Origin of the sequence: Paraburkholderia sp. IMGN_8, from assembly GCF_038050405.1 — a bacterium.
Taxonomy (GTDB): Bacteria; Pseudomonadota; Gammaproteobacteria; order Burkholderiales; family Burkholderiaceae; genus Paraburkholderia.
In genome coordinates this window covers 532407-543911 of sequence record NZ_CP150901.1, presented here as the reverse complement: position 1 = coordinate 543911, position 11505 = coordinate 532407, and the positions used below count along the sequence as shown (strand labels likewise).

Annotated in this window: 8 protein-coding genes and 2 pseudogenes; 2 read left to right on the top strand and 8 right to left on the bottom strand. The window is 60.6% G+C overall.

Features of this window, described 5'->3' with window-relative positions:
• Positions 1–33 precede the first annotated feature (33 nt).
• The 8 genes from WN982_RS23690 to fdnG all read right to left on the bottom strand — a co-directional run bounded on the left by WN982_RS23690 (position 34) and on the right by fdnG (position 10607).
• Positions 34–1149: a branched-chain amino acid ABC transporter substrate-binding protein gene (locus WN982_RS23690; RefSeq protein ID WP_341318102.1), complete on the bottom strand. Its 1116-nt coding sequence runs from the start codon at positions 1147–1149 to the stop codon at positions 34–36.
• Between the two features lie 689 nt (positions 1150–1838).
• On the bottom strand, positions 1839–2402 hold the full coding sequence (locus WN982_RS23685; RefSeq protein WP_341318101.1) for a hypothetical protein: 564 nt from the start codon (positions 2400–2402) through the stop codon (positions 1839–1841).
• Between the two features lie 56 nt (positions 2403–2458).
• Entirely contained in the window at positions 2459–2719 is a 261-nt protein-coding gene (locus WN982_RS23680) for a transcriptional regulator (protein ID WP_341318100.1), read from the bottom strand.
• 167 nt (positions 2720–2886) lie between these two features.
• Positions 2887–3204 (bottom strand): hypothetical protein, encoded by a 318-nt coding sequence (locus WN982_RS23675; RefSeq protein ID WP_341318099.1) that lies wholly within the window; start codon positions 3202–3204, stop codon positions 2887–2889.
• Between the two features lie 256 nt (positions 3205–3460).
• Positions 3461–5224 (bottom strand): SulP family inorganic anion transporter, encoded by a 1764-nt coding sequence (locus tag WN982_RS23670; protein WP_341318098.1) that lies wholly within the window; start codon positions 5222–5224, stop codon positions 3461–3463.
• A gap of 745 nt (positions 5225–5969) precedes the next feature.
• A complete protein-coding gene (locus WN982_RS23665; protein ID WP_341318097.1) occupies positions 5970–6608 on the bottom strand; it encodes a formate dehydrogenase subunit gamma in 639 nt (212 codons plus the stop codon).
• A complete protein-coding gene (fdxH, locus tag WN982_RS23660) occupies positions 6598–7518 on the bottom strand; it encodes a formate dehydrogenase subunit beta (protein WP_341318096.1) in 921 nt (306 codons plus the stop codon). The genes WN982_RS23665 and fdxH overlap by 11 nt, the downstream gene beginning before the upstream one ends.
• 20 nt (positions 7519–7538) lie before the next feature.
• Complete coding sequence (gene fdnG, locus WN982_RS23655) at positions 7539–10607, bottom strand: formate dehydrogenase-N subunit alpha (protein WP_341318095.1); 3069 nt, start codon at positions 10605–10607, stop codon at positions 7539–7541.
• Between the two features lie 195 nt (positions 10608–10802).
• Here fdnG and pqqA point away from each other — a divergent pair.
• A pseudogene (gene pqqA / locus WN982_RS23650) lies at positions 10803–10871 on the top strand (pyrroloquinoline quinone precursor peptide PqqA); the annotation flags it as partial.
• A 257-nt stretch (positions 10872–11128) separates the two neighbouring features.
• Positions 11129–11221, top strand: a pseudogene (locus tag WN982_RS23645) (pyrroloquinoline quinone biosynthesis protein B); the annotation flags it as partial.
• Between the last annotated feature and the right edge of the window lie 284 nt (positions 11222–11505).

The following is an 11505-nucleotide window of genomic DNA, read 5'->3' as shown; positions in this document are numbered from 1 at the left end:
TCTTTCCGTGCTACGTAGACTGGACAGGACGTGTCACTTCACATAGTCGTAGTTGTTGCCCTTCCACCGGTAGACCACATAGCCCGGGCTCTTCAGATCGCCTTTCGCGTCGAAGTCCACCTGGCCGACTACCGTGCTGAACGATCCGTTGTGAAGCTGCTTCACGATCGCCGCATAGTCCGTGGAGTTGGCTTTCTTCGCAGCCTCTGCAAAAACCTGCATGGCGGCGTACGAGTACAGCATGTAGCCTTCCGGCTCGATCTTCTGCGCACGAAACGCCGCCACGACCTTTGCAGCTGCCGCACTCTTGCGCGGGTCGGGCGGGAAGGTAAACAGAACCTTGTTGATCTCCGGTCCAGCCGCGGTAACCAGTTCATTGTTCGTCAGCGTGTCGCCGCCGAGGACGGTCATATCCAGTCCGGCCTGCGCCGCCTGGCGAAGGATCAGCGCCACTTCCTGGTAATAGCCGCCGTAGGCAAGGATCTGAATGCCGTTCGCCTTCAGCTTGCTGATCAGGCCGGAGTAGTCCTTCTCACCGGCTGTGATCGACTGGCGCAGCGCCACGGGGGTCTGCTTCGCCGCCAGATCTTTTGCAATCTCGTCCGCCAGACCGCCGCCATACGCCGTCTTGTCGTCAATGACGGCGATTTTTTTACCCTTGAAGTTTGCGGCGATATAGTCGGCCGCGACCTGTCCCTGCTGATCGTCTCTGCCGGTGATACGGAAGATCCCCTTGATTCCGCGCTCCGTGATCTTGGGATTGGTCGACACGGTGACCTGCGGGATCTGCGCATCGTTGTAGACATCGGACGCCGGCAGCGTGGAACTCGAGCACCAGTGACCGTCGACGAACGCCACCTTCTTGTTGACGAAGCTGTTTGCAACAGAGACTGCCTGCTTGGGATCGCAAACGTCGTCACCGACGACCAGGTCGAGTTGCTGTCCAAGCAAACCGCCTGACGCGTTGAGGTCCTTCACTGCCTGTTCTGCGCCCTTGCGAAACTGGTCACCCCCCGACGCGTACTCCCCCGTCATAGGACCCGCCACTCCCACCACAACGCTCGCGTCCGCTGTGGTCGAGCATGCCAGAGCCATCCCGCCCATGCTGAGCGCTGCACCCAATTTAACCAATCGTTTCCGGCCGTTCATCACCATCTCCAAGAGCATGCTTCGATGCAGGAACGAACAGGTCTCAGCTATCGTTCCTGGGTATTGCCTCGTGTTTAATCGCGAGGTAGACCGAAGGTTGCCGACACCAAAAACTGGCTGGAATTTGATTGTGCGAAAGCAGGGATTAGGTGCAGCTTAAAGATGCAGGACCCCGACGACAGGTCGCGGATAATTGCACAATTTGACGCTTCCCACTCTTAGCAGACAGCGTAAACCTGTATGTTCTGCAACGATAGCGCTGGCTAACAAGATGGCACGCACGGCATGGGCAATTCTCGCTCACGACAGCAGATACGAGAAGAGTCACGTAAGCGTGAGACCGGTCTAGCAAGTGCGAATTCGAATGAACATGGATTTATCGATAGGTTGCTGAGGTTGATTCAAACGTGATGGCAAAACAGGTCGGACCGTAGGAACGCAAACCTGAACACGGCCTTGCACTTGAAAGCGCGTGGTCGAGATGAGGACGTTCCTGGAAAATTCCATCAGGGCTCGCGGCTTCGGCTTGCGGTAAGCCGAATATAAGACCGCAACCGACATCTCGTTAGACGTCACATCAAAATCAACTTGGCAAACCGGGCGGTGTCCATATAAGGATTGCGGTAGGGATGCCCATTACTGAGCCCCCCCGCACAGATCCCGGCGTGCCCAATTCGGGCACCGGGCTCCTACCTCGGGTGTTTGACGGCGAAGCGCCGATCAGGCCACGGATGAAGGATTCGAGGGGGCGGAAGCCAGGCATTGGCGACTCGTCTCGTTCGCTCCCACGTCATGGCGTCCTTCTGACTACGCCGCCGGAGCGTGCGCCGCCATAGATCGGTGACGTGATGTCGAAAGGCGCCGAGTGCCCGCGAGTTGGTGGGCACCGCGTGATACGCAAAGTATCCGCGAACCACCTGCCGGAGCCAATGCCCTTGCACTGGAATCGGTTCGTGCATGCGCTTCCGTAGCGCCTCCTTGATCTGCCTGAGTTTCGCCTGCATGCGATCCCCTCGAGTCTTCCGCTGTAACTGGAAAGCCGCGCGACGAGACCTGCCGCAGATAAAAATGAAACCCAGGAAGGTGAAGGTCTCCGGTCGGCCACGACCCCGGCTCTGGCGGTTGACCGCTGCATAGCGGCCGAACTCCAGCAGCCTCGTCTTGTCCGGATGTAGCTCAAGCGAGAACTCTTCCAGCCCCGATCGCATCGCATCCCAGAAGCGCCGCGCGTCGGCTTCGTGCTCGAAGCCCACAACGATATCCGCGTGGCCAGGCATCTTTCACCTGCACTTCGATAGCATTCGAACTCTCATTCCGGCCCGTTGAAGACGCCCGCTTCGAGATCCTTCGTGAAATGCTGTAGCCAATCGCTTTCGTCGCCGATCACGTATTCCTTCGTAACCTGCGTCGATAGCCGGGCTATGGTGACGTAGCCCTGTAGACCAAGGTTCTCGTCACCTTTCGGGTCCGTCGTATCTGTTTCCAGAAGAGCGAAATCGCCTTCTGCCAAACCACTGCGCTCCAGGGTCGCTAGAAATTCTTTGTGTTCATCCGGTTCGATCAGCCGCATGTTCGGCCCCCTTGTGTTCAACGGAGACGTCGTGGAGCCCTATCGTTATGGGGACCGACGACACCCGCTCAAGTGTGGAAATCTGCGCACCGCACCCATGAGGTACGCGTCGTAATCGCCCCCGTATCGGTGCTGCCAGGAAGCAAACGTCACTATTGCTTGCCGTTCTATCGCCTGGGCCCTTTCATGCTTTCCGACTCCATGGCCGCATTCCGTTCCTCGCTCGCCTCGATGGGTTCCATCGCTTCGTCAACCGACGCCATTGCGCGCTCGGCGGCAGCTTTCGTTCCGTCTGCCGGGGCATCGAATTCGTCGTTGCCGTCACCTGGGGGCTGCAGCATGTCTTTGAGCATCGCGTTCAGTTCAGACGTATCCCACGGCAGGCCACGCTGCGTTCGGACCTTTATGTAGTGTCTTACTTCCGCGTCCTGTTCCGCGGTAAGCGGCAGCCCTCGGAAGGTGCTTGTAGGGTCAGAGTTTGTCATGGCTTTCTCCTGCTTCGATTGCTCTTTCAGTGTAGCCCCATTGCAACCATGAAAGCCGTAGTAGCAGGGCGCTTGTGCCCGCACTTGAAAGGGACCGGATGCTGTGGCAACGACAGGCAACAGTATCGGCCATTTACCGCCGCTGGCACGCGCGTTCGTACAGACATTTGAATGTCCTATCCACCCCGACACCGGACACTCGCGCTATCTGGCTCGGTTGTCCTCCTTACCGCCTGTAGGGGTCAGCGCGACGCGCCTACGCCTCATCGTCCCAATCGTGCCATTCGACCGCATGCGACTCCAGATAGCGGTTCACCGCCTGTCCGATGGTAGGGAAGAAGTTTTGCTCGTCGATCATCTCGAACAGGCCGTAGTGCTTCAGGCTGTCCTTCACGGGCCCCTTCAGCTCCGCGAAGCATAGCGTGACGTTCAACGCGAGCAGTTCGTCATGAAGCCGCGCGAGCGTGTCGGCGGCGGTGAGGTCGACGTCTGTCACCGGTTCAGCTGCGATGACGATCCACACAGTTTTTGTCGGCGCCTCGCGCACTGCCTGCCGCACGCGCTCGCGAAAAATCTCCGCGTTGGCGAAGAAGAGCGGCGCATCCCATCGCAGCAGGACGAGCCCGGGAATGCGGTGGGCCTCCGGATGGCGGGCGACGTCGTGATAGCCCTTAATCTGATCGACGCGACCGAGCACAGCGGAATGCGGACGCCACCCCCGCCACAGGAACCCGAGAACCGCGAGCGCAAGCGCAATGCCGATACCGTTCACGACCCCGATCATCGCGACACCGAGCAGACAGACGATCGATTGCGCGAACTCGCTCGGTCTCAGCCGATAAAGCCGCAATACTCCGCGCACTTCGAGCATCCCGAGACAGGCGGCGATAACGACCGCCGCAAGCGCTGCCTGCGGTGTGTTGCGCAGCGCCTGTGGCGCGAATAGCAACAGCCCCGCGACAATCAGGGCCGCGAAGACGCCGGTCGCCTGCGTCTTCGCCCCTGCCGCTTCAGCGACCGGCGTGCGCGAAGCGCTCGCGCTCACGGCGAACCCATGCGCGACGCCCGCCGCGATGTTCGCGAGCCCGAGCGCGACGAACTCCCGGTTGCGATCGACTGCTTCCCCGCTGCGCGCCTCATAGGTGCGCGACAGGATGCTGATGTCGGTGAATGAGACGAGCGCAACGGCGGCAGCGCCGCCGAGAAGCGCCGTCCACTCGTTGAGTGCGAGCGCCGGAATGCGTGGCGCCGGCAGCACTTGCGGCACGTTGCCCACCACCGCCAGCCCGAAGCGCTGTGCGAGATCCAGCGCGGCGACCGCAATGGTCGCGCCCGCGACCGCGATGAGCACGCCGGGCACCTTCGGCAACCAGCGCCTGCAACCGAGGATCGCGACGAGCGCCGTAACGCCGATCGTAACGGCCAGCACATTGGTCTGGCCCGCAACGACGCCGCTCGCGAGTTCGCGCACCTGCTGCAGGAATGATTCGCCGTGCACCTGGAAGCCAAGCAGCCTGGGTGTTTGCCCGACGACGATTGTCAGCGCCATTCCGTTGAGATAGCCGTAGCGGATCGGCAGCGAAAGCAGTTCGGCGACGAAGCCCAGCCTCAGCGTGCCGACCACCACGCAGATCGCACCGGACAGTAAAGCGAGCCCGCCCGCGAAGGCGAGCGCGCTCTCCGCGTTGCCATGCGCAAGCGGCGCGACGCTCGCCGCGATCAGCGCGACTAGCGCGGAGTCCGGACCCAGCACGAGGATCCGGCTCGGGCCGAAAAGGGCGTAGGCAAGCAGCGCCGCGAACGACGCATAGAGCCCGGATACGGCGGGCAAACCGGCGGCCTCCGCGTAGGCCATCCCCGCGGGCACGAGGACGGCGCTCAGGCTGAGGCCAGCCATCGCGTCGTGGGGCAGCCATGCAAGCCGGTAGTTGCGTGCCACAGTAAGCCCGTTGACCCAACGCGACTGGATACGCCCGGCGGGACTCGATGGCCGCTCGGGCTCACGGGTGTCTGGTTTCACGGGTAAGGACAATTCGAGCCAGGGCGGTTGGTGATCGGACGAGCGGCTCGCAGTACCCACCCCACAACCGCGAAGCGCGGCTTCGGATCCTCGGTGAGGAGAATGAAAATCGCATGCGAACGGTCCGTCAGGCTATTGCTGATGATCGCATGAACCGGCGATCACGGCAGGCACGGTGTTCGGGTGCGCGCAGGTCCGTACTCGACGATCACTTGCCGGCCGACAAGACGGCACGAGTGGCTGTTGTACCTTGATAGCTGCCGTTGAACTCCTGCGGGACCGAAGGGCCGAATCGGGTCGGGAGGGTGAGTTCGCTGATCGAGAAAGCTGTCGTTCGGCTGCTCAATACCACCTGCGTCAGCAATCAGCCACATTGCTGACGCAGAGGCCACCCGGTCCCAGCGGCAGCAATGGCCGAACATTAGACGCCTAACCGATCGTCCGTTCAACAGGCGCCGGCCTCTCGTTCCAAATTCTGCTTAACCCTACTTCACGCGACATTTCGAGAGGGATTCTCGCGACTAGACGTTCAGGTTTCGTTTTATCCCACCAATCTCTCGCACATCGCCCCCCACATAATCAAACACTTAGAGCACGTTGAAAATAAATTCGCTTTTTGGTTAACTTCCGTGAAATTCGATCGATTTCTGGTTTAAATACCGGTGCGAGCACCGAAATTTAGCCACAACTTACCGTTCAGTTTCTTATTTAAATTTCTCCGCGTTATGCTTTATTCGACAGCGCCCTATTTGATGCTCTCACGGAACCAGCGTGGATGGTGCTTCTTCGCCCAGCCGAGCGTCACGGTGCCGCGCGTCATCGCGCCGATCGAGCCTTTGATCCACAGCGCCGCGTAGATATGCACGATGATCCCCACGATCAGCACGAACGCCGTTGCCGCATGAATCACCGCCGCCAGCCGTATCACCGAGACCGGGTAGTAGTCCGAGAAATAGCGTCGCCAGATCACGATGCCGCTTAGCAGCAGCAAGATCAGGCATGCGACCATCAGAAAGAAGAGCAGCTTCTGTCCGGCGTTGTAGCGACCGACCTCGGGCAGCTTGTCTTCGCGATTCGCAAGCACATCGTCGATCTGCCTGAGCCACTGGAGGTCGCCCCTGTCGAGCAGGTTGTGATGCCAGAAGCGCAGCGCAAGAATCAGGAACGACACGAACATCACTATGCCGACGAACGGATGCAGAATGCGCGTCCACTGTCCGCCGCCGAAAAGCGCGGTGAGCCAGAACATCGACGGATGAAACAGCGCGAGCCCGGACAACGCGAGCAGCACGAAACTGATCGCGGTAATCCAGTGGTTGGTGCGCTCGTCAGCGGTATAGCGAACAATCCGGTTCGCGTCTGCCGCATTCTGGTCAACTTTCATCGGAACCCTCCTTCGGGCGGCGCGCCTCGTCGCGGGCAGCAGCCTCCTCTTCTTGCGTGACTTCGTTCGGGCCGACGCGCGTATAGTGGAAAAACCCTGCGAGCGCCGCCAGCGCCATCGCACCCAATGCAAGCGGCTTCGCCACGCCCTTCCACAAACCGACCAATGGGCTGATCCTCGGATTGTCCGGCAGCCCGTGGTACAGCGATGGTTTGTCCGCATGGTGTAGCACGTACATCACATGCGTGCCGCCGACGCCCGGTGGATCGTACAAGCCCGCATGCTCGAAGCCGCGCTCCTTCAGGTCCTCGATGCGTTCCGCCGCGTGCTGCTTCATGTCGTCCTTGGTGCCGAACACGATCGCTCCGGTTGGGCACGTCTTCACGCACGCCGGCTCCTGGCCCACCGCGACGCGATCCGAGCATAGCGTGCATTTATACACACGATGATCCCGCTTCGAGATGCGCGGAATGTTAAATGGACAGCCGGTGATGCAATAGCCGCAGCCGATGCAGTTTTCCTCATGAAAATCGACGATGCCGTTCGTGTACTGGACGATCGCGCCAGGTGAAGGACACGCCTTCAGGCAGCCGGGATCTTCGCAATGCATGCAACCGTCTTTGCGGATCAGCCATTCGAGGTTGCCATCCGGGTTCTCGTATTCGGCAAATCGCATCACCGTCCACGAGTGCTCGGTCAGGTCGGGCGGGTTATCGTAGACGCCGACGTTCGTGCCGATTTCGTCGCGCAGGTCGTTCCACTCCATGCACGCGGTCTGACACGCCTTACAGCCGATGCACTTGGTGACGTCGATCAGCTTCGCGACGCTGCCCGTAGCCGGCTCGCGCGCTGACGGCGGCTGCACCGTAGTGGCCGACACGCGCTTGATATCGAGCGATTGCAGTGCCATCGTGTTCTCCTCTCACGTGGTCAGGCTTTCTCGACTTTCACGAGGAAGGACTTGAATTCCGGCGTCTGCGTATTGCCGTCGCCGACCACTGGCGTAAGCGTATTGATCAGATAGCCCGGTTTCGCGAGGCCCTTGAAGCCCCAATGCAATGGAATACCGACGGTCTGCACCTTCTTGCCGTCAATCATCAGAGGTTTGATGCGTTTGGTCACCACCGCCACCGCAACCATGTGCCCGCGATTCGACGACACCTTCACCCGGTCTCCGGCCGCCACGCCGACTTCCTTCGCGAGATCTTCTCCGATCTCGACGAACTGCTCCGGCTGAGTGATCGCGTTGAGCCGCGCGTGCTTCGTCCAGTAATGGAAGTGTTCGGTGAGCCGGTAGCTCGTCGCGACATGCGGGAATTCCGCTGCCTTGCCGAACGCCGCACGGTCGCCCGGAAACACGCGGGCCGCCGGGTTGCTCGTTACTTGCGCGTTTTGCGGATGGAGCGGGTTGTAGCCGAGCGGCGTCTCGAACGGCTCGTAATGTTCAGGGAACGGGCCTTCGGCCATCCCATCGCGCGCAAAGAAACGCGCGACCCCTTCCGGGTTCATGATGAACGGCCCCATGCCGGCTTCCGGTGGTTCGTCCACCTTGTAGTCCGGTATGTCAGCTCCGCCCCAGGTCTTGCCGTTCCACGCGATCAGCTTGCGAGTCGGATCGAACGGCTTGCCGCTTATGTCGCATGACGCCCGGTTGTACAGAATGCGTCGGTTTGCCGGCCACGCCCATGCCCAGCCGAGCGTCTGCCCGATGCCCGTCGGGTCGGCGTTGTCGCGCCGCGCCATCTGGTTGCCCGCCTGCGTCCACGCACCGCAAAAGATCCAGCAGCCGCTCGATGTGCTGCCGTCATCCTTGAGTTGCGCAAAACCCGCTAGCTGATCGCCTCGTTTCACGAGCACCTTGGCCGGGTCCTTCGGGTCAGCCACGTCGGCCAACGCCTTGCCGCTATATTCCATCGCCAGTTCTTCAGGCATGGGGCTTGCGGGGTTCGCATACGGCCAGCTCAGATTGACGATCGGGTCCGGAAACTTGCCGCCCTGCCCTTGGTACATCTTGCGGACGCGCAGGAACAGACCCGACATGATTTCCAGATCGCTCTTCGCTTCGCCGGGCGGCACGGTGCCCTGCCAGTGCCACTGCAGCACGCGCCCCGAGTTGACGAGCGAGCCGCGTTCTTCGGCAAAGCAACTGGTAGGCAGCCGGAACACTTCGGTCTGGATCTTCGACGCATCGACGTCGTTGAACTCGCCATGGTTCTTCCAGAACTCCGATGTCTCGGTGGCGAGCGGATCCATGATCACGAGCCACTTCAGCTTCGAAAAAGCGGCGGTCATCTTCGCCTTGTTCGGCGCCGCGGCAAGCGGGTTGAAGCCCTGCGCGATGTAGCCGGTCATCTTGCCCTGGTTCATCAGCTCATACACCTGCAACATATCGTATGGCTTGTCGAGTTTCGGCAGGTAGTCGAAGCACCAGTTGTTCCCAGCTGTCGCCGTGTCGCCCCACCATGCTTTCATCAGACTAACGAAGAAGCTTCGATAGTTCTTCCAGTAGCTCAACTGGTTCGGCCGCAATGGCTGCGTCGTGCGCTTCGTTATATATGCGTCGTAGTCCTGTTCAGCTTGCGACGGCAGCGTCATGTACCCCGGCAGCAGGTTCGACAACAGTCCGAGGTCCGTCAGCCCCTGGATGTTCGAGTGCCCGCGCAGCGCGTTCATCCCGCCGCCCGCAATGCCGATGTTGCCGAGCAGGAGTTGCACCATCGCACCCGTACGGATCATCTGCGATCCGACCGAATGCTGGGTCCAGCCAAGTGCATACAGGATCGTTCCGGCGCGGCCCGGCACGGCCGTGGTCGCGAGCATCTCGCACACCTTCACGAATTGATCCTTAGGTGTACCGCAGGTCTTTTCGACCATTTCCGGCGTATAGCGCGCGTAGTGCTGCTTCATCAGGTTGTACACGCAACGTGGATGTTGCAGTGTCGCGTCCACCTTCACGAAGCCATCGTCGCCACGCTCATAGTCCCACGAGCTCTTGTCGTAGCTGCGCTTGTCGGCGTTGTAGCCGGAATACAGACCGTCCGTGAACGAGAAGTCTTCACGAACGATGAACGGCATGTCCGTGTAGTTCTTCACGTACTCGTGCTGGATCTTGTCGTTGGTGAGCAGATAGTTGATCACCCCGCCCAGAAAGACGATGTCCGTCCCGGTGCGAATCGGCGCGTAATAGTCGGCAACCGACGCGGTACGCGTAAAGCGCGGATCGACCACGATCAGGCGCGCCTTGCGGTGAGCCTTTGCTTCGGTGACCCATTTGAAACCGCACGGGTGTGCCTCGGCGGCATTGCCGCCCATCACCAGAATCACGTCCGCGTTCTTGATGTCGACCCAATGGTTCGTCATCGCTCCACGGCCAAACGTCGGGGCAAGACCTGCCACCGTCGGGCCGTGTCAGACACGCGCCTGGTTGTCGAAACCCAGTAGCCCCATGCTGCGGGCCACCTTGTGCGTCAGGTAACCGACCTCGTTGCTGCTCGCCGACGCGGCCAGCATGCCGGTCGTCAGCCAGCGGTTGACCTTCTTGCCGTCTTCGGTAGTTTCGACGAAGTTGGCGTCGCGGTCTTCTTTCATCAGCTTCGCGACACGGTCGAGCGCGTCATCCCACGAAATCCGCTTCCATTCGTTCGAGCCAGCCGCGCGATACTCCGGATGCGTCAGGCGGCTCGGGCTGTGAATGAAGTCGATGAGGCTTGCGCCCTTCGGGCACAACGTGCCGCGATTCACCGGGTGATCCGGGTCGCCTTCGATATGAATAATGCTGGCCGTGGCGTTTTTCGCGCCGTCGCCCAGCCCGTACATCAGGATGCCGCAACCCACTGAACAATACGGGCAGGTGTTGCGGGTTTCAGTGGTACGCGCCAGCTTGTACTGCCGAACCTCCGCGAGCGCTGGTTCCGGCGAGAACCCCATCAGGGCGATACTCGATCCGGCCAGCGATGTGGCGGTGAGCGTCAGGAACTGGCGCCTTGTCAAATTGACCATGGTGGCGGCCCTCGGACGTGGTGTTGCACATCAACCATCAGTATAGATAGTGATTCCTGAATATTCCGTCATAGGCGCCAGCGGATAAACCCTCACTTGGCACGCCAGATTCCGCGTCGGTCTCTTGCACTCGATGAGGATGCCGAACCGGTTCGCCATGGTATTCGTCATGCGAATGCGACATCGTCCGCTTAATGGACAACGCCTGGCTACACCGATATGCGTTTCGGTTTCGAAATCACGATGTATATCGCCACGCGTTAAGCCCGCTTGAGCCGCGAATGGCGGCTTTGCGAATACTTTTCGCCAATCCGGTTTGCCTGCCTGGCCGGCGCTGCGAACACCGCCGGTTTCGTCGCTCAACGACCGAACCGCCATCGCGGCAGCGCCAGGCGACCGGCTTCCTTCATCTCGTTTAGCTCCGCGTCGCGTGCATGTGCCTTGAGGCGGGTTACGCTTTACGCCGCGTGCACTACGCAAGGGCTTTTGTATGTGGGCATGCGCCACGCGCGCCGGGCAACATGAAGATCACGGTACTCGGCTCATCGGCAGGCGGCGGCTTTTCACAACGGAACTGCAATTGCTCCAATTGCGACGGCGTGCGGCGCGGCACCCATAATCCTACCCATGTGGTGAAAGTGCCTGTCCCGGCGGCCCACCAGCAGTAAGGAGGCACCGCCCCTGCGGGGCAGCCGCCCCAGTCAGTCAAACGATGGGCACGGATCGAATGTTACTTATCGCCAACAGGCGCAGACCAGTCATCTACCGACGACACGGACATTCGAACTTTGGTTTCGTCCAGACAACGGATCTTCGTGCTCGGATCATGTCCGGCCGGTCATCGGCCATCGCGGTCAATGGCGTCACATCCGATTGCAGCCCGTCGAATGACTGCTCT